We start from the raw sequence: 17,493 nt of genomic DNA, 5'->3' as shown, positions 1-17,493 counted from the left end.
ATGAAGAAAAGCCTGCTGGGATTAACCTTAGCGTCTCTGCTGTTCACCACCGGCGCCGCCGTGGCAGCGGATTACAAAATTGATAAACAAGGCCAGCACGCCTTTGTGAACTTCCGTATTCAGCATCTGGGGTACAGCTGGCTGTACGGCACATTCAAGGATTTCGATGGCTCCTTCACCTTTGATGAGAGCAATCCGGCGAATGATAAGGTCAATGTCACCCTGAACACCAACAGCCTCGATACGAACCACGCCGAGCGCGATAAGCATCTGCGCAGCGCAGACTTCCTCAACGTGGCGAAATACCCGCAGGCGACCTTTACCTCGACCGAGGTGAAAAAGGATGGTGACGGGCTGGATATTACCGGCAACCTGACGCTCAACGGCGTAACGAAACCGGTTAAGCTGGATGCAAAACTGATTGGTCAGGGTGACGATCCGTGGGGCGGGAAACGTGCCGGGTTTGAGGCATCAGGTAAAATTCACCTGAAAGACTTCAACATCACGACCGATCTGGGCCCGGCGTCGCAGGACGTAGAGCTGATCATTTCGGTGGAAGGGGTTCAGCAGAAATAATGCCCTCGCCCGGTCACGCGACCGGGCAAGGTTTCAGGGTCACTCCGGGTCAGGAATGCCCAGGCGGGTATTCAGACGCCCCCGCGACTTATTAAAGATCTTATTGCCATTTTCGCGCCCGGCACGGCGGCGACGCTGCTCCTCTTCAGGCAACATGCTCTCTTCGCTGCACAGCTCGCTGCAGCAGCCGTTAAACTTCTCAGCGCAGGCCGGACACTGAATAAACAGCAGATGACAACCGTCATTTTTGCAGTTGGTATGGGTGTCGCAGGCGGTGCCGCACTGATGGCAGTGGGCGATCACATCGTCCGAGATACGCTCCCCCATGCGCTCGTCAAAGACGAAGTTCTTGCCAATAAAGCGCACTGGTAGCCCCTGCTCGCGGGCGCGACGGGCATACTCGATGATCCCGCCTTCGATATGCCACACCTTGTTAAAGCCGTTGTGCTTCATCCAGGCGCTGGCTTTTTCGCAGCGGATCCCGCCGGTGCAGTACATGACAATTTTTTTGTCCTTATGCTCCTGCATCATCTCAACGGCTTTTGGCAGCTGCTCACGGAAAGTATCTGCCGGGATCTCAAGGGCGTTTTCGAAATGGCCCACTTCATATTCGTAGTGGTTACGCATATCGATAAACACGGCGTCAGGATCGTCCAGCATGGCATTCACTTCTGACGCTTTCAGGTAATCGCCCACGTCGCTGGCATCAAAGGTCGGGTCATCAATGCCGTCCGCCACAATGCGCTCGCGCACTTTCATGCGCAGCACCCAGAAGGATTTCCCATCATCGTCCAGGGCAATGTTCAGGCGCAGGCCGTCCAGAGCCGGATCGAAGCCATAAAGGAAGCTGCGCAGCTCATCGACCTTGCTTTCAGGCACGCTGATCTGAGCATTGATGCCCTCATGGGCAAGATAGATACGGCCAAAGACGTTCAGCGCGGTTAACGCCTTGTACAGCGCGTCGCGTGTCGCCTGTGGGTTAACGATGTTGAAATATTTATAGAACGAGATCGTCGTGCGCGGCTCGGTTTCAGCCAACATGCGCGCTTTCAGCTCTTCGTTCGAAATGAGGTTGTGTAACACTGGCATGGTGTACGGTTCCTGCAATCGTAAGAATGAAAATCGGTCGGCATCATATAGCAAACATTGGGAATTTACATCCCTTCATTTTGCGCTACATTTCTCACGTTAAAATGCCGAAGGTATAACATTTGCTCTATTCATGACCATTCCATAGCGATGCATTTTGGTTATCAATGGAAAAATGCGACACTACGCCAACAGGACGTATCACAAACAGGAACGACATGACTCAACTACCTAAATTTTCCATTGCGCTTCTACATCCTCGTTACTGGCTGACCTGGGCTGGCATCGGTTTATTATGGTTAATGGTGCAACTGCCCTACCCGCTGATCTACCGTCTTGGCTGCGGTCTGGGTCGACTGGCGATGCGCTTTATGTCCCGCCGCGCCCGCATTGCCCGCCGTAATCTGGAACTCTGTTTCCCGGAGATGAGCGAGCATGAGCGTGACACCATGGTGGTGAAAAATTTTGAATCCGTCGGCATGGGGCTGATGGAAACCGGCATGGCCTGGTTCTGGTCCAATAAGCGCATGGCGCGCTGGACGGAAGTGACCGGTACCGGCATGGATCCGGTGCACAATCTGCAGGCCAATAAAACCGGTGTTCTGCTGATCGGCGTCCATTTTCTGACCCTGGAGATCGGCGCGCGGATGTTTGGTATGCAGGCGCCCGGTATTGGCGTCTATCGCCCGAACGACAACCCGGTGATCGACTGGCTGCAAACCTGGGGCCGGATGCGCTCCAACAAGAGCATGATCGACCGTAAAGATCTCAAGGGCATGATCCGCGCCCTGAAATCCGGTGAGGTGATCTGGTACGCGCCGGATCATGACTACGGCCCGACCGCCAGCGTCTTTGTGCCCTTCTTTGCGGTCGACGAGGCAGCCACCACCACCGGGACATGGACCCTGGCCCGTCTGTCGAACGCGGCGATTGTCCCTTTTGTGCCGCGTCGCAAACCTGACGGCAAGGGCTATGAACTGATGATGCTGGAACCGGAATGTTCTCCGCCGCTGGACGATGCGACAACCACCGCCGCGTGGATGAATCGCGTGGTTGAGAAATGCATCCTGCTGGCACCGGAACAGTATATGTGGCTGCATCGCCGCTTTAAAACCCGTCCGGAAGGCGTGCCTTCCCGCTATTAATCCTCCTCTGCGGCCTACGGGCCGCACTTCTCTTTAAGCTTATAATGCTCACCGTCATTGCAGCACCCATCACCCAGGCGCATAATTAGCAGGCTTATTACTTTCTTTTATAATGATGCCGCTGCGCATCATAACGCGGATAGCTATGTCTCCCTCAGAAACGCCAATAAACTGGAAGCGGAACCTCATGGTTGCCTGGCTGGGCTGCTTTCTCACGGGTGCCGCATTTAGCCTGGTGATGCCTTTTCTGCCGCTCTACGTAGAACAGCTCGGCGTCAGCGGCCACAGCGCGCTCAATATGTGGTCCGGACTGGTGTTCAGCATCACGTTTCTCTTCTCCGCCATCGCCTCACCGTTCTGGGGTGGGCTGGCCGACCGCAAAGGGCGCAAAATTATGCTGCTGCGTTCGGCGCTGGGGATGGCCATCATCATGCTGCTGATGGGGCTGGCGCAAAACATCTGGCAGTTTCTGGTGTTACGCGCGCTGCTGGGGCTGCTGGGCGGCTTTGTACCCAATGCCAACGCGCTCATCGCCACGCAAATTCCCCGCCATAAAAGTGGCTGGGCGCTGGGAACCCTCTCCACTGGTGCGGTGAGTGGTGCCCTGCTTGGCCCGCTGGCCGGGGGATTACTGGCGGACAGCTACGGTTTGCGGCCAGTATTTTTTATCACCGCGGGCGTTCTGTTTGCCTGTTTCCTGGTGACCTTATTCTGTATCCGGGAAAATTTTACCCCGGTGCCGAAAAAAGAGATGCTGCATGCCCGCGAGGTCTTTGCCTCGCTTAAAAACCCTCGCCTGGTCATCAGCCTGTTTGTCACCACCATGATCATTCAGGTCGCTACCGGCTCCATTGCGCCGATCCTGACGCTCTACGTGCGCGACCTGGCCGGGCACGTGGGCAATATCGCCTTTATCAGCGGCATGATTGCCTCGGTGCCCGGCGTAGCCGCCCTAATCAGCGCCCCGCGGCTGGGGAAACTGGGCGATCGGATTGGTCCGGAAAGGATCCTGATCGTCGCGCTGGTGATCTCCGTGCTACTCCTCATCCCGATGTCATTTGTGCAATCGCCGTGGCAGTTGGGCGTTCTGCGCTTTTTACTCGGGGCGGCCGATGGCGCCCTGCTGCCTGCGGTGCAGACCCTGCTGGTCTATAACTCCACCAATCAGATAGCCGGACGCATCTTCAGCTATAACCAGTCGTTTCGCGATATCGGCAACGTCACCGGCCCGCTCCTCGGGGCCGGTATTGCCGCCAGCTACGGTTTCCGGGCTGTGTTTATTGTGACCGCCTGCGTGGTGATGTTTAACGCCTTTTACTCATGGGTGAGTCTGTCGCGCGCCTTTCGCCAGCCGCGGGGGGTTCCCGGGCAGGATAAGGTCTCTGCGCCCGATTAAGACAACTTCGTGAAGGTTTTACGGCTTTCATACTTGCAATTATGGAGAATCAGCTATCCTTTCCCTGAACACCATGTCAAATCACAGGGAGACGCCGATGACTATGTTTGCCACTCTAGAGGAAGCGATTGATGCCGCGCGCGAGGAGTTCCTCGCTGATAATCCCGGCATTGAAGAAGATGACGCGAATATTGAGCAACTCAATATCCAAAAATATGTCATGCAGGATGGGGACATTATGTGGCAGGCCGAATTTTTTGCCGATGACGGCGAAGACGGCGAATGCCTGCCGGTTCTGAGCGGTGAAGCGGCCCAGGCTGTGTTTGATGGCGATTATGACGAGATTGAGCTGCGTCAGGAGTGGCTGGAAGAGAACACCCTGCATGAATGGGATGAGGGTGAATTCCAGCTCGAGCCGCCGCTGGATACCGAAGAAGGGCAAACCGCAGCGGATGAATGGGATGAGCGTTAATTACTCATAGGGCCCGTGCTGAGCGTCGATGGGCAGCAGCAACGTGTCAAAGACCAGCGAGAACGGCAGATCCAGCACCGTCAGGTAACGCCATGCGGAGTCGCGAACGTCCCACTGCACGCCCGGGTAGTATTGATTGCCGTGTCCCTGTCCTGGGATCGTCCGGCTGATAATACTGCCGCAGCCGCTCAGTAATAGCGCCATTGTGATGACGGTGAAAAATCTCATCCAGTACCTCGAAAGATAAAAATACCGGCTCAAGAGCCGGTATTTATTTGCCCGTCGGCGCTGCGCTTGCACGGGCCTACAGATTTTGTAGGCCGGGTAAGCGTAGCGCCACCCGGCGCATCACTTCGCTTTCAACGCCTGCGGATTCAGCTTCAGCGTCTGGTAATAGTTCACCCACGAAGAGTATTTCTCCGGGGCGGCCCAGACACGATGATGCATCCGCGCCATGGTGACAGGATCGCTTAGCAGCACCAGACGACGGTCACGGTTCAGCTTCTCCGGCGTCTCGTTCAGCGCCTGCTCAACGTGACGATCGCGGGCGATCTCCAGAACGCGGCTGGCACGGTGACGGGCAGTCGCCATAGCGATGGCCAGGGCGTTGAATGACGGGTTAAACACCGCGTGCATAAACCCATCTTCCAGCGAACGGCTGCGGTTGAGCTCCAGATACTTGTCTGTATCCACCAGCACCTGCGGCGGGGAATACTCTTCCGGGATCAGGAACAGCTTCCAGCGTTTGGTGCGCAGACCCACCGTTGAACGGCTTGAGATCACCGACACAAACGGGGAGAGGATCAGCGAGAAGACAATCGGCGCCAGCCAGAACAGGAAGCGCAGATCCAGCCACGCCATGCCCACCGCCCAGACCAGACCGAGCAGCATCTGCGAACCGTGACGCATAAAGGCTTCACTCCACGGCGTAGAGTCATCGTCACGCTGCGGCGAGTTCCAGACCACTTCCCAGCCGAGGAAGGCGCTGACCACGAAGACGGTGTGGAACAGCATACGCACCGGGGCCAGCAGCACGGAGAACAACACCTCCAGCAGCAGGGAGAGCGTCACGCGGAAGAAACCACCGTACTCCTTAGAGCCCTTACACCAGATGAGCACAATACTCAGCAGCTTCGGCAGGAAGAGCAGCACCATCGTCGAGGCAAAGAGCGCTATCGCCAGCTCAGGACGCCACTGCGGCCAGACCGGGAACAGCTGGCGCGGCTGCAGGAAGTACTGCGGCTCGGTCAGGGCGTGTACCACCTGCAGGGCGGTCGACAGGGCCAGGAACATAAACCACAGCGGCGCTGAGAGGTAGGACATTACGCCGGTCAGGAACACGGCACGGTGTACCGGGTGCATCCCTTTTACGAGGAACAGACGGAAGTTCATCAGGTTCCCGTGACACCAGCGGCGGTCACGCTTCAGCTCATCCAGCAGGTTTGGCGGCAGCTCTTCATAGGAGCCCGGCAGGTCATAGGCGATCCACACCCCCCAACCGGCACGACGCATCAGCGCGGCTTCCACGAAGTCATGCGACAGGATAGAACCAGCAAACGAGCCTTCGCCCGGCAGCGGCGCCAGCGCACAGTGCTCAATGAACGGCTTCACGCGGATAATGGCGTTATGCCCCCAGTAGTGCGACTCCCCCAGCTGCCAGAAGTGCAGACCGGCAGTAAACAGCGGCCCGTAGACGCGGGTCGCAAACTGCTGGCAACGCGCATAGAGCGTGTCCATACCCGACGCTTTCGGCGAAGACTGAATGATCCCGGCATTCGGGTTCGCTTCCATCAGGCGCACAAGGCCCGTCAGACACTCACCGGTCATCACCGAGTCGGCATCCAGCACCACCATATAGCTGTACTGACTGCCCCAGCGACGGCAGAAGTCATCGATGTTACCGCTTTTACGCTTCACGCGACGACGACGACGACGGTAGAAGATCTGCCCTTCGCCCTGCACTTCGGCGATAAGTTCCATCCACGCTTTCTGTTCTGCCACGCAGATATCCGGGTTGTAGCTGTCACTCAGGATGTAAACGTCGAAGTGTTCGGCGTTACCGGTGGCTTTCACCGACTCCCAGGTGGCGCGCAGGCCGGCAAAAACGCGATCCACATCTTCGTTACAGATAGGCATGATAAGCGCAGTACGGTGTTCAGGATTGAGGGGTTCATCCCCCACCGTAGAGTGCGAAATGCTGTACTTATCCCGGCCTATCAGCAGCTGCAGGAAGCCCATCAGCGCAGTCCAGAAACCGGCCGATACCCAGCAGAAGAGAATGGCGAACAGCAGCAGGATGCCGCTTTGCAGAATATAAGGCAGCAGCTGCATAAACGAGACCAGCAGATCCTGGTCGAACATATCGGCCGGATTGATCAGCGCCCAGCCCTGGTACGGAAGGATCGTCTTCATATACCAGGTAGCGACGACGGTCTGCGCAATGGTTAACAGCAGCAGGATGTAGCGGCGAATACTGCCGACGGTACGCCATTTTTCCTCGCTGGCCTGCTGCTCTTTAGAGAGGCGAGAGAGGTAGCGCGGATTCGTGTCGCGGCCACGCAGGCGATCCCAGAAACGGCCCACCGGGTTGGTGCGCCAGGGATCCGGGAACATGGAAGAGCGCGTCGCTTTTGGCATCGCCTCAAGCTGGGTGCGCCCTTCGTCATCGCGGATCAGCTGGCCTTCAGCCAGTGAATCGGGCCAGGCCTGTTCGAGACGGCTTTTAACCGAGCCCAGCGGGGTATCATCTTCACGCGTAAACGGATGATGATCGGCATCCAGCGCGGTGTGAACCGCGCTGATGTCACCCTTCGGCAGTGCCGCCTTCTCGATATCGGTCAGCGGCATGGCATCGATATACTCAGTTATCTTATTCATTGGCAGGTAGCTGATAGCTCCAGGTTTCACTCAACGGCTGATCGGCGTTGACCAGGGCGGCACGCATCTCAGTCGGCTGTTTCGCGTCTTTCACTTTAATGCGCAGAGTTAAACGCCAGCCTTTGGTGACCGGGTTATAACGCACGCTGTTCTCAACGATCTCACCATTGTCACCAATGCTCGCCTGAGCGGTGACCGGGGTTTCCGGCGCCAGGTTCTGCATATCCTGGCCGGTGAAATCGACAACAAACGCGATGGTGCCATCAGGCTGGCGGATCAGATTGGACTGTTTCACATCCCCTGTTGAGCGGCGGGTCTGCAGAACATACGCGCTTTCCGGCGCATGCAGCTTGTCTTCATCGCGGCTCATGGTGATGCTGTAGTTGAAGTTCATCTCTTTACCGGCTTCCGGCAGCTGGTCCGGCGTCCAGTACGCGACGATGTTGTCGTTGGTTTCGTCGTTGGTTGGGATCTCTACCAGCTCAACTTTGCCTTTGCCCCACTCGCCTTTCGGGGTGATCCAGGCGCTTGGACGCAGATCGTAACGATCGTCCAGATCTTCAAAGCGGGAGAACTGACGGCCACGCTGCAGCAGACCAAACCCCTGCGGGTTCTCCATGCTGAAGCTGCTTACCGCCAGGTGTTTCGGGTTGTTCAGCGGACGCCAGATCCACTCACCGTTGCCGGCAAGGATCGACAGACCGTTAGAGTCGTGCAGTTCCGGGCGGAAGTTGGTGGCAGGAGAAGGCTGGTTTGGCCCGAACAGGAACATGCTGGTCAGCGGAGCAACGCCCAGTTTGCCGACTTTATCGCGCAGATAGACTTTAGACTGCACGTCGACCACCGTATCGCGGCCAGGAATAATGACAAAGCGATAGGCGCCCGTTGCGCGCGGGGAATCCAGCAGTGCATAGATGGTCAGGCGCTTGTCGGTTGGTTTTGGACGTTCGATCCAGAACTCGCGAAAACGTGGGAACTCTTCCCCGGACGGCAGAGCGGTATCGATCGCCAGACCACGCGCAGAGAGGCCATAAACCTGGCCGCCGCCAATCACACGGAAATAGCTTGCCCCCAACATGCTGACAATTTCGTCGTTTTTATCTTTACTGTTGATGGGATAAAGCACTTTAAAGCCCGCGAAGCCCAAATCTTTCACGGTGTCTTTGTCGTGTTGCACATTGCCGAAATTAAAGTAGTCCGGGCTGTACTTGATTTTGCGTACCGCGTTGGAGGTCACTTCATTAATGGTGACAGGCGTGTCGAAGTACATCCCCTGATGATAAAACTCGAGCTTGAACGGGGTTTTTATTTTATTCCAGTAGGCTTTATCGTGATTAAACTGGATCTGCTGATAGTCCGCATATTTCATGTCGCGGAAAACGGAGGGTAAGTTACTTTTTGGCGCTTCGTACCCTTTACTGGCCATCGATTTTGCCTGTTTTGCGACGTCGTCGATGGTAAAGGCCAGGGCCGATGAGGTATACAGAGACAACAGGACTGCCGCTCCTAACCAACGCATTTTCATCATTTGTGGTTTATGTTTCATAATAAGTAAGCACTTCCCCCTTTGTGTGCTTATATCGATCCGATCCATTTTAATGGAAAATCAGGCATTCCGACAACATAATCACCGCTTTGTTCAGCGTGCTGGCTCATGGTTTAAGCAAGTGAAAGTAACCCGTTTTCACTTTGCGTGCTTATCCTGGAGACAGTGTGTCAGACTTCGTGTAGGGTTGGCACCGAATGTAAACACTATTGGTCTTAGGGATAAGACGAAAAGTCTGAGAATGCGCAACGTCATATGAGTACCGTACCCGCACAACGCGAATATTTCCTTGATTCCATCCGGGCATGGCTCATGCTGCTGGGGATCCCGTTTCATATTTCCTTGATTTATTCGAGCCACGTCTGGCACGTCAATAGTGCAGAGTCGTCGTGGTGGCTGACGCTGTTTAACGATTTTATCCACTCCTTCCGGATGCAGGTCTTTTTCGTTATTTCGGGCTACTTCTCTTACATGCTTTTTTTGCGCTATCCGCTCAAGCGCTGGTGGAAAGTGCGCGTGGAACGCGTCGGTATTCCGATGCTTACCGCCATTCCCCTGCTGACGCTGCCGCAATTCATTATGCTGCAACATGTCAAAGGCAAAGCGGAGAGCTGGCACACCCTGTCGCTGTACGATAAATACAACACCCTCGCCTGGGAACTGGTTTCTCACCTGTGGTTCCTGCTGGTGCTGGTGGTGATGACCACGGTCAGCCTGTGGCTCTTCAGCCGCATGCGCCATCATCTCAGCGCCCGGTCGGAGGCGTTTTTTGCCGATATTACCTGGGGCAAGCTGTCGGTACTGTTTTTAATCCTGGGTATCGTCTATGCCGCGCTGCGCCGCACGCTTTTAATTATCTATTCACCGATCCTCAGCGACGGCCTGTTTAACTTTGTGGTGATGCAGACGCTCTTCTACCTGCCCTTCTTCCTGATTGGCGCCCTGGCGTTTGTGCATCCGAAGCTGAAAGCGCTGTTTACTACTCCGTCACGCGGCTGTACGCTCGGCGCGCTACTGGCGTTTGTTGCCTATCTGCTTAACCAACGTTATGGCAGCGGCGATGCGTGGATGTATGAAACCGAAAGCGTGATCACCATGCTGCTGGGGCTGTGGATGGTGAACGTGGTCTTTGCCCTGGGGCACCGCCTGCTGAACTTTAAATCGGCGCGCGTCACCTATTTCGTCAACGCCTCGCTGTTCATTTATCTGGTGCACCATCCGTTAACGCTGTTCTTTGGCGCCTACATTACGCCGCATATCAGCTCAAATCTGCTGGGCTTTATCTGTGGGCTGGTGTTTGTGGTGGGTATTGCGATTGTGCTGTATGAAATTCATCTGCGTATTCCGCTGCTGCGCTTTCTCTTTTCCGGCAAACCAGCCAGCAAAACGGAAAAAACGCCGCAGGTCACCAGCTAAGCCGTTGTGCGCCGGTCGCTGAACCGGCGCGTCATTACAGCAGCCACTCGACCGGCAGCCAGTAGGCCAGGCGCACCAGCATCCGCTGCCAGAAACGGGTTTTGGGCTCCTTTTTATGCACGATCTCCTGCCCGTCCTTACGCTCAATCCAGTTCAGACGTCCCATTTTATCCAGCCGGAGTTGCCAGGCTTCATGGCGCTGGCTGCGCACGAACCGGGTGTGGATCATCCTTGCCAGCTTTTCGCTTTCAATGACAAAGCCCATCTCGGTATTGAGCATGGTTGAACGGGGATCAAAATTAAGTGAACCGATAAACACTTTCTCGCCGTCGACGCTGAACGTCTTGGCATGCAGGCTGGAGCCGGAGTTCCCGGTGATGCCGCGATCGTGCGCCGGCGGTACACCATCCTGAACGGGCTTTAGTTCATAAAGTTCGATGCCGTGGCGCAACAGCTTTTTTCGCCAGCGGGCGTAACCGGCATGCACAACGGAGACGTCGTTCGCTGCCAGCGAGTTGGTGAGGATGGCGACTTTCACCCCTTTACGCACCATCTGCAGCAGCAGCGCCACCCCCGCCCGGGTAGGGACAAAATAAGCGGAGATGATATCGATTTGCTGCAACGGCGAACCCATCACCCCCATCAGGCGCTGGGGCAGCAGCGAGTGCCGTTTTGCCCGGCCCTGCCCTTTACGCGGATCGTCACTGAGTAGCCGGGTTTTAGCCCAAATCAGCGGCAGTTTGCCCGCCTCGAGGTTGGTAATAAAGTCGCTGGACTGTAATTTATCCAGATAACGACGGGTAATGTCGTCGCGATACCACTCCTCAGGGGGATGAATTTTGTCTTCAATTTCCGCCTCGGAAAGTTCCAGCACCTGCTGAAGCGTGGAGACCGACGCGCAGTTCCAGTAGCGCTCAAAATCATTGGCCACATCCTGAACCACCGGGCCTGTGGCCATCACGTCCAGATCGGAAAAGAGCGGCTCTTCGCCTGCGCCAAAATAGGCATCACCGATGTTTCGCCCGCCAATAATGGTGACCTCGCCGTCCACGGTGAAACTTTTGTTGTGCATCCGGCGATTGAGACGGGCAAAATCGGTGAGATAGCCCAGCGCGCGCAGGGAGCGGAACGAAAAGGGATTAAACAGCCGGACATCAAAGTTGGGATGTGCATCCAGCAGGCGCAGGATGCTGTCCAGCCCCTGGGTATTGTTGTCGTCGAGCAACAAACGTACGCGGACCCCGCGCATGGCGGCGGACAATAAGACGGAAAACAACAGGCGTCCTGACATGTCGTCTTCCCAGATGTAGTACTGCACATCCAGCGTCTTTTCTGCCATCTCCACCAGCCGGTAACGGCAGGCGAAGGCATCGAGACTGTTATCAAGAGGGAGAAGCCCACAAAGGCCGGGATGTGCAGAGCTGACCGGTGCAATCGCGCGTCCAAGTCGCGTGTTATGCGTCGGTTTCCTGTCCTCGCTGGGTAAGCAGTCGCTTGTATAGTCGGGCATTTTCTTCATCATAGCAGACAAAGTATACCCGCTCCGGCAGAGGCTTGAGGGTGAGATAATCCGAAACCGTATTAACGGCGATTTCAGCCGCCGCCGCGCGGGGATAGCCATAAACGCCAGTGCTGATTGCCGGGAAGGCGAGAGTCTGATAACCGTTGGCCGCCGCCAGGTTCAGGCTGTTGCGGTAGGCCTCCTCCAGAATCCGCGCTTCGTGATGTTCCCCCCCGTGCCAGACGGGACCAACGGTGTGGATCACCGCTTTGGCGGGCAGGTTTCCGGCAAGCGTAATCACCGCCTGCCCCGGGGCGCACTCGCCCTGCTGCTGGCGCACCAGCTTACACGCCTCCAGCAGGGCGGGGCCTGCCGCCCGATGAATGGCGCCGTCCACGCCACCACCGCCCATCAAAGAAGGATTGGCTGCGTTAACCACCACATCCACATGCAGCGTGGTGATATCACCATGAAAGACTTCAATTCGGGAGTACATAATCAACCTCTGCATACCGTTTTTTCTTAAGTGTATCGCAGAGGTTGGGTTGTGGAAGTCCGGTTGACAGAAAACGGTCCTGCCTCAGCGGTAGTCAACCTGCACAATGGCGAGCGATTTTTCCGGGTTGATGTACCTCATGCTGACAGTGGCAAGATCTGCGGCATTCACCCTGCCCTCGAGCGCATCTTTATAGCTGACCTGTTGAACAGACATTTTATTGTCCTGCGGACAGGAGACGGTTAAGGCGCGCGCATCAGGCGTGACGTTACAGGGATCTTCGACAATCCGTCCGATAAAATGGATGACATTGGCCGTGCAGACTGGGGTAAGCGTAACCGCAGCAACAAAGGCTGCGGCCAGGGTGATACGGGACGAAACCATCAGTGTAATCCTCAATGATAATCGTCCCTGACGCTTAAACAACGCCCTTCATGGAGGGCTGTCGACTGGCATCGACGACGCCAGTAACATGAGAATAACAATGGAATAACACCCGCGCCACTTTAATCAATATATTGATTTTGTGAATGTTTTAAACATCAGGCTTTCGACGGTGGCCACTGTTGCGACAGATGCAACGACTTACCATCCGAGACCGTCACAATAACGTTTATCTTGTCATTGGGTCCGGAATTAAGAGTCATACGGGAAAGATTGACCGTTTTATTTGCCGGTAACGAGACGGTGTTTTGCTGACGTGAGGTGCTCTGCCCGCCCGGGCCACTGCGCGAGGTGAGGATTTGTACCTGGCATAAACACGGTTCTGTGACGGTTACCTGAGGAATAATGGTCACGTTCTCACCTTCGGTGGAGGTCTGAAAGGTAATCTGACTGGTCAGCGCGGCAAGTAGTAAAAGTGTATTCATTATCATCTCCCAAAAAAAAACAGGGCCTCAGCCCTGTTTTTTCGACGTACAGCGGCAGTATTAGTACTGACCAGCAGTCACGGTGTTGCCGAAGCCAACCTGAGTGATGTTAGCAGAAGCGCCGTTCATAGTTTGACGAAGATCGACTTCGTTACGACCACCAGACTGGCTTACAGTCGCAGAGAGGTCACGACCGCTCCACTGGCTGATGGTTGCTTCGTTACCCTGGCCACGCTGGGTCAGGCTGATTTCGCTGCTGTCAGCACCCTGAGACAGATCGGCATCGTTACCGAAGCCATTCTGACGAACGGTGATTTCAGAGCCACGTGCATCGCTTTGCAAAGCGTCCACATTGTTACGGCCACCATATTGATAAACGGTCAGCGATTCTGGGCTGACGTTGTTATTTCCGTTACCACCATGGTTATTACCCCACTGTGGAACAGAACCAGCCATAGCACTGCCAGAAACCACGATTGCTGCAATTACTGCCACTTTTAAAAGTTTCATTGTAAAGCCCCCATCGGATTGATTAATTATCGCTCAATAGCTAGCGTTGGATGACGCGAATTGCCATTTGCGACTGTCTCTGTACTACAACTGCCGTTTTTTGCGTACCGTACTGCGTAATATTCGCTTTATTACCAGAACCTTTCTGAATAATCACTGCGGTATTACCATATGCACCTTGATTAATACTCGCATTGTTCGAGTTCCCTTTTTGATCAATATAAGCAAGGTTATAACTCCCTGATTGATCAATGTTCGCCCGATTATTTCCGCCCTCCTGAGAAACGACAGACAACAGTTTCTGGCCGTTTTGTTGAACGTTAGCGTTATTATTTACGCCAACTTGTCCAATGATTGCAGCCTGGTTATATGAGGATTTACTCAGCTCATTAACCGCGAAATTGTATTCTGCCGAAGCTAAATCAGTCGCTGCGAAAACAAATCCAGGTGCACCCAGTAATGTCAACATCAATAACAACTTGTTCTTCATGTTATCACCCTGGACCTGGTGGTATAATAACTGCGTTAACAAGAGCAAATATTTTGTTAACCCGGCGTTACGATGAAGAGTATGTCTGCCGAAACAATTTTAATATCTCACCCGCCAGTTGTATTTTTATTCTTCCGTTCACCCCAAAGTATTAATTAAAATTAAATACCGTGGCGATACAACGATTTTACAGGGGGTTAGCAAGGGCCATTTTCCCTTTGCAAAAATGGAAAACCTCAAATGCGTGGATTTGCCGTTTCGTCTGGTCCAGAGGAGAGGAAACGGAATATATCCATGATTGCGTGACAAAGTCCGTGATTTCTTAAGACGTTTACATATTGTAAAAATAGGCTTAGCGTTTTGCCCTGTCTCATACCTTATCGCTAATAGCCTTCAATTTATATTAATCAATACAATCAATCACTTAAGTGAATTTGTATGATTTTTAAAATGTGTGCATCAATATCGTAATGTACAACTTTTTGATGATTCTTAATCAATTCATGAACTCATTTTTTACAAAGTAATATTGATTTTTACATCCTGTTACACGTTTAACACTTGCTTTAAAAAACGTTAAAGCTAGATTGAAAACAGAAGTTCGGCATTGCGAATTAATTCTCCCTTCTCTCTAAGGGATATGGTCTTTTTTCTACACACAGCAGTGCAACATCTGTCAGTACTTCTGGTGCCCCCAATAATATATTGGGGGCAGCTGCCAGGTGTTTCATAAAAAGGGGTTTCATCATGTTTAATGAAGTCCAAAGCTTGCATGGTCAGACTTTATTGTTAGTGACCAAACCTTCTTTACAAGCGACAGCTTTACTACAGCATTTAAAGCATAGTTTATCGTTGAGCGGAAAATTGCATAGCATTCAACGCTCTTTCGATGACATTGCGCCTGGTAGCATTATTCTTTTCGATATGATGGAAGCGGATAAAAAACTTATCCAATACTGGCAAGATATTTTAAGCAGGAAAAACAACAATATCCGTGTGTTGTTGTTAAATACGCCGGAAGAATACCCCTTCAGGGATATTGAAAGTTGGCCACATATCAATGGCGTCTTTTATGTCAATGAGGACGAAACGCGCGTGGTTGAAGGTCTGCAGGGGGTTCTGCGTGGTGAATGTTACTTTTCGCAGAAACTTGCCAGCTACCTCATAACGCACTCCGGAAATTATCGCTATAACAGTTCAGAGTCCGCTTTGCTGACCCATCGCGAAAAAGAGATTCTGAATAAATTACGTATCGGTGCTTCAAATATTGAAATCGCCCGTTCGTTATTTATCAGCGAAAATACGGTTAAGACTCATCTTTACAATCTTTTCAAGAAGATAGCTGTCAAAAACCGGACTCAGGCGGTTTCATGGGCGAATGATAACCTCAGGCGTTAACAGTATGAAACGCACAGTGAGTTTGATTGCCGCAGCAGGCTTATGGCTTGCTGCCGGGAATCTTCATGCGGTTGAAGTAGAGATCCCGGGATTGTTAACTGACCACACCGTCTCCGCAGTCGGCCATGCTTTTTATCGCGGCTTCAGCGACAAATGGGAAAGTGATTATCCCGGTAACTTAACTATCAATGAACGGCCCAGCGCACGTTGGGGAAGCTGGATCACCATAACGGTTAATCAGGACGTTATATTCCAGACCTTTTTATTCCCCACGAAAACTGACCTGGATAAAAATGTGGTCTTTGCTCTGGCTCAAACCGAAGAGGCATTAAATCGCCTGCAGATCGATAAAGCTCTGCTGGGTACGGGCGATTTAGCACCAGACGAATTTTAATTCGGAGGCATCCATGCGTGTTGTCCATGCAGTAGTAGCTTTAATGCTTATTCCATCTCTGAGCTGGGCCGGAAATATGACCTTCCAGTTCCGCAACCCGAACTTTGGTGGAAACCCTAATAACGGTTCTTTTCTTTTAAACTCGGCCCAGGCACAAAACTCTTATACGGATCCAGGCTCTGACGACTTCGGGATTGAAACCCCGAGTGCGCTGGATAACTTTACCCAGGCAATCCAGGCCCAGGTTCTGGGCGGGCTGCTGACCAATATTAATACCGGCAAACCCGGCCGTATGGTGACCAGCGACTTTATTGTCGACATTGCCAATGCGGACGGACAAATGCAGCTGAACGTGACAGACCGCAAAACGGGGAAAACGTCCACCATTCAGGTTGCTGGCTTGCAAAGCGGTTCTACCGACTTTTAAATAATGTCGAGATAAGGATAATAATCATGCAGCGCTTTCTCCTCCTTGTTGCAGTGTGCTTATTGAGCGGCTGTTTAACTGCTCCTCCAAAAGAAGCAGCAAAACCGACATTAATGCCTCGCGCCCAGAGCTATCGTGATTTAACCAAATTGCCATTGCCAACGGGTAAGATCTACGTGTCGGTTTATAATATTCAGGATGAAACCGGGCAATTTAAACCGTATCCGGCAAGTAACTTCTCAACGGCTGTACCGCAGAGCGCCACCGCCATGCTGGTTACTGCGTTAAAAGATTCTCGCTGGTTTATTCCTCTGGAACGTCAGGGGCTGCAAAACCTGCTCAACGAACGTAAGATCATTCGTGCTGCGCAGGATAACGGCACCGTGGCAATGAACAACCGTATTCCGTTGCATTCGCTTACAGCAGCGAACGTGATGGTAGAAGGTTCAATTATCGGCTACGAAAGTAACGTGAAATCGGGCGGTGTGGGGGCCCGGTATTTCGGTATTGGCGGCGATACGCAGTACCAGCTTGACCAGATTGCGGTGAACCTGCGTGTGGTCAACGTCAGTACCGGCGAGATTTTGTCTTCCGTGACTACCAGCAAAACCATTCTCTCGTATGAAGTGCAGGCCGGGGTGTTCCGTTTCATCGACTACCAGCGTCTGCTGGAGGGCGAAATCGGTTATACCTCTAACGAGCCGGTCATGCTCTGCCTGATGTCTGCTATCGAAACCGGGGTGATCTTCCTGATTAACGACGGTATCGATCGCGGATTGTGGGACCTGCAAAACAAAAATGAAGTGAAAAACGATATTCTGGTGAAATACCGCGAGATGTCGACGCCGCCAGAATCCTGACAGAAAGCGCATTAAAAAGGCGAGACCCTGG

The 17,493-nt window shown here is 53.4% G+C and carries 19 protein-coding genes; 9 read left to right on the top strand and 10 right to left on the bottom strand.

All coding sequences use genetic code 11. The annotated features are described in order from the left end of the window. Entirely contained in the window at window positions 1–576 is a 576-nt protein-coding gene (locus GNG26_RS08150) for a YceI family protein (protein ID WP_103179061.1), read from the top strand. Window positions 577–615: 39 nt separating this feature from the next. Here the strand turns inward: GNG26_RS08150 and GNG26_RS08145 are convergent, their stop codons facing one another. Next, entirely contained in the window at window positions 616–1,665 is a 1,050-nt protein-coding gene (locus GNG26_RS08145; RefSeq protein WP_156238374.1) for a rhodanese-related sulfurtransferase, read from the bottom strand. 218 nt (window positions 1,666–1,883) lie between these two features. Between GNG26_RS08145 and GNG26_RS08140 the strand changes: the two genes are divergently transcribed. The 3 genes from GNG26_RS08140 (at window position 1,884) to GNG26_RS08130 (ending at window position 4,678) form a co-directional block, all read left to right on the top strand. Beyond that, window positions 1,884–2,810 carry a Kdo(2)-lipid IV(A) acyltransferase gene (locus GNG26_RS08140; RefSeq protein WP_156238373.1) on the top strand — a complete coding sequence of 309 codons (927 nt, stop codon included), beginning with the start codon at window positions 1,884–1,886 and terminating at the stop codon, window positions 2,808–2,810. A gap of 145 nt (window positions 2,811–2,955) precedes the next feature. Further along, window positions 2,956–4,206 (top strand): multidrug efflux MFS transporter MdtG, encoded by a 1,251-nt coding sequence (gene mdtG / locus GNG26_RS08135; RefSeq protein WP_156238372.1) that lies wholly within the window; start codon window positions 2,956–2,958, stop codon window positions 4,204–4,206. Between the two features lie 97 nt (window positions 4,207–4,303). Further along, window positions 4,304–4,678, top strand: a complete 375-nt coding sequence (locus GNG26_RS08130; protein ID WP_039032335.1) for a MysB family protein — start codon at window positions 4,304–4,306, stop codon at window positions 4,676–4,678. Here GNG26_RS08130 and GNG26_RS08125 read toward each other — a convergent pair whose 3' ends face one another. From GNG26_RS08125 to mdoG, 3 genes are all read right to left on the bottom strand, one after another. Then, entirely contained in the window at window positions 4,679–4,906 is a 228-nt protein-coding gene (locus tag GNG26_RS08125) for a YceK/YidQ family lipoprotein (RefSeq protein ID WP_103823687.1), read from the bottom strand. It abuts the gene before it with no gap. A gap of 120 nt (window positions 4,907–5,026) precedes the next feature. Next, entirely contained in the window at window positions 5,027–7,555 is a 2,529-nt protein-coding gene (gene mdoH / locus GNG26_RS08120) for a glucans biosynthesis glucosyltransferase MdoH (protein ID WP_103179055.1), read from the bottom strand. Beyond that, window positions 7,548–9,083 carry a glucans biosynthesis protein MdoG gene (gene mdoG, locus GNG26_RS08115; RefSeq protein ID WP_156238371.1) on the bottom strand — a complete coding sequence of 512 codons (1,536 nt, stop codon included), beginning with the start codon at window positions 9,081–9,083 and terminating at the stop codon, window positions 7,548–7,550. The genes mdoH and mdoG overlap by 8 nt, the downstream gene beginning before the upstream one ends. Window positions 9,084–9,356: 273 nt before the next feature. On the opposite strand from mdoG, the gene mdoC reads away from it, so the two are divergent. Then, the gene (gene mdoC, locus GNG26_RS08110) at window positions 9,357–10,517 is read left to right on the top strand and encodes a glucans biosynthesis protein MdoC (protein WP_156238370.1); all 1,161 of its coding nucleotides are present in this window, start codon (window positions 9,357–9,359) and stop codon (window positions 10,515–10,517) included. Window positions 10,518–10,551: 34 nt separating this feature from the next. Here the strand turns inward: mdoC and GNG26_RS08105 are convergent, their stop codons facing one another. The 6 genes from GNG26_RS08105 to csgB all read right to left on the bottom strand — a co-directional run bounded on the left by GNG26_RS08105 (window position 10,552) and on the right by csgB (window position 14,383). After that, window positions 10,552–12,036, bottom strand: coding sequence for a phospholipase D family protein (locus GNG26_RS08105; RefSeq protein WP_197080154.1), 1,485 nt, complete (start codon window positions 12,034–12,036; stop codon window positions 10,552–10,554). Continuing rightward, window positions 11,972–12,514, bottom strand: coding sequence for an O-acetyl-ADP-ribose deacetylase (gene ymdB / locus GNG26_RS08100; protein WP_103823683.1), 543 nt, complete (start codon window positions 12,512–12,514; stop codon window positions 11,972–11,974). Before ymdB ends, GNG26_RS08105 begins: the two co-directional genes overlap by 65 nt. Before the next feature lie 84 nt (window positions 12,515–12,598). Beyond that, window positions 12,599–12,898 (bottom strand): type 1 fimbrial protein, encoded by a 300-nt coding sequence (locus GNG26_RS08095; RefSeq protein WP_231604244.1) that lies wholly within the window; start codon window positions 12,896–12,898, stop codon window positions 12,599–12,601. 158 nt (window positions 12,899–13,056) lie between these two features. Further along, entirely contained in the window at window positions 13,057–13,383 is a 327-nt protein-coding gene (gene csgC / locus GNG26_RS08090; protein ID WP_103823682.1) for a curli assembly chaperone CsgC, read from the bottom strand. 60 nt (window positions 13,384–13,443) lie between these two features. Beyond that, the gene (csgA, locus tag GNG26_RS08085; protein ID WP_103823681.1) at window positions 13,444–13,893 is read right to left on the bottom strand and encodes a curli major subunit CsgA; all 450 of its coding nucleotides are present in this window, start codon (window positions 13,891–13,893) and stop codon (window positions 13,444–13,446) included. Window positions 13,894–13,933: 40 nt separating this feature from the next. After that, the gene (gene csgB / locus GNG26_RS08080; RefSeq protein ID WP_103823680.1) at window positions 13,934–14,383 is read right to left on the bottom strand and encodes a curli minor subunit CsgB; all 450 of its coding nucleotides are present in this window, start codon (window positions 14,381–14,383) and stop codon (window positions 13,934–13,936) included. Between the two features lie 747 nt (window positions 14,384–15,130). Here csgB and csgD point away from each other — a divergent pair. The 4 genes from csgD to csgG are packed head-to-tail and all read left to right on the top strand — an operon-like array spanning window position 15,131 to window position 17,462. Then, on the top strand, window positions 15,131–15,781 hold the full coding sequence (gene csgD, locus GNG26_RS08075) for a biofilm master transcriptional regulator CsgD (RefSeq protein ID WP_103823679.1): 651 nt from the start codon (window positions 15,131–15,133) through the stop codon (window positions 15,779–15,781). Between the two features lie 4 nt (window positions 15,782–15,785). Continuing rightward, window positions 15,786–16,175, top strand: a complete 390-nt coding sequence (csgE, locus tag GNG26_RS08070) for a curli production assembly/transport protein CsgE (protein ID WP_156238369.1) — start codon at window positions 15,786–15,788, stop codon at window positions 16,173–16,175. A 13-nt stretch (window positions 16,176–16,188) separates the two neighbouring features. Continuing rightward, complete coding sequence (gene csgF / locus GNG26_RS08065; RefSeq protein WP_103823677.1) at window positions 16,189–16,602, top strand: curli production assembly/transport protein CsgF; 414 nt, start codon at window positions 16,189–16,191, stop codon at window positions 16,600–16,602. Window positions 16,603–16,628: 26 nt separating this feature from the next. Continuing rightward, a complete protein-coding gene (gene csgG / locus GNG26_RS08060) occupies window positions 16,629–17,462 on the top strand; it encodes a curli production assembly/transport protein CsgG (RefSeq protein ID WP_039032323.1) in 834 nt (277 codons plus the stop codon). The last annotated feature ends 31 nt before the right edge of the window (window positions 17,463–17,493 follow it).

Origin of the sequence: Leclercia sp. J807, from assembly GCF_009734465.1 — a bacterium.
Lineage (GTDB): Bacteria > Pseudomonadota > Gammaproteobacteria > Enterobacterales > Enterobacteriaceae > Enterobacter.
Note: the sequence above shows the minus strand (reverse complement) of the source record. Positions and strands in the feature narration are given on the sequence as shown.

Coding starts and splice junctions, on each gene's coding strand:
- GNG26_RS08150 (WP_103179061.1), top strand. CDS start 1: ATGAAGAAAAGCCTGCTGGGATTAACCTTAGCGTCTCTGCTGTTCACC.
- GNG26_RS08145 (WP_156238374.1), bottom strand. CDS start 1,665: ATGCCAGTGTTACACAACCTCATTTCGAACGAAGAGCTGAAAGCGCGC.
- GNG26_RS08140 (WP_156238373.1), top strand. CDS start 1,884: ATGACTCAACTACCTAAATTTTCCATTGCGCTTCTACATCCTCGTTAC.
- mdtG (WP_156238372.1), top strand. CDS start 2,956: ATGTCTCCCTCAGAAACGCCAATAAACTGGAAGCGGAACCTCATGGTT.
- GNG26_RS08130 (WP_039032335.1), top strand. CDS start 4,304: ATGACTATGTTTGCCACTCTAGAGGAAGCGATTGATGCCGCGCGCGAG.
- GNG26_RS08125 (WP_103823687.1), bottom strand. CDS start 4,906: ATGAGATTTTTCACCGTCATCACAATGGCGCTATTACTGAGCGGCTGC.
- mdoH (WP_103179055.1), bottom strand. CDS start 7,555: ATGAATAAGATAACTGAGTATATCGATGCCATGCCGCTGACCGATATC.
- mdoG (WP_156238371.1), bottom strand. CDS start 9,083: ATGATGAAAATGCGTTGGTTAGGAGCGGCAGTCCTGTTGTCTCTGTAT.
- mdoC (WP_156238370.1), top strand. CDS start 9,357: ATGAGTACCGTACCCGCACAACGCGAATATTTCCTTGATTCCATCCGG.
- GNG26_RS08105 (WP_197080154.1), bottom strand. CDS start 12,036: ATGAAGAAAATGCCCGACTATACAAGCGACTGCTTACCCAGCGAGGAC.
- ymdB (WP_103823683.1), bottom strand. CDS start 12,514: ATGTACTCCCGAATTGAAGTCTTTCATGGTGATATCACCACGCTGCAT.
- GNG26_RS08095 (WP_231604244.1), bottom strand. CDS start 12,898: ATGGTTTCGTCCCGTATCACCCTGGCCGCAGCCTTTGTTGCTGCGGTT.
- csgC (WP_103823682.1), bottom strand. CDS start 13,383: ATGAATACACTTTTACTACTTGCCGCGCTGACCAGTCAGATTACCTTT.
- csgA (WP_103823681.1), bottom strand. CDS start 13,893: ATGAAACTTTTAAAAGTGGCAGTAATTGCAGCAATCGTGGTTTCTGGC.
- csgB (WP_103823680.1), bottom strand. CDS start 14,383: ATGAAGAACAAGTTGTTATTGATGTTGACATTACTGGGTGCACCTGGA.
- csgD (WP_103823679.1), top strand. CDS start 15,131: ATGTTTAATGAAGTCCAAAGCTTGCATGGTCAGACTTTATTGTTAGTG.
- csgE (WP_156238369.1), top strand. CDS start 15,786: ATGAAACGCACAGTGAGTTTGATTGCCGCAGCAGGCTTATGGCTTGCT.
- csgF (WP_103823677.1), top strand. CDS start 16,189: ATGCGTGTTGTCCATGCAGTAGTAGCTTTAATGCTTATTCCATCTCTG.
- csgG (WP_039032323.1), top strand. CDS start 16,629: ATGCAGCGCTTTCTCCTCCTTGTTGCAGTGTGCTTATTGAGCGGCTGT.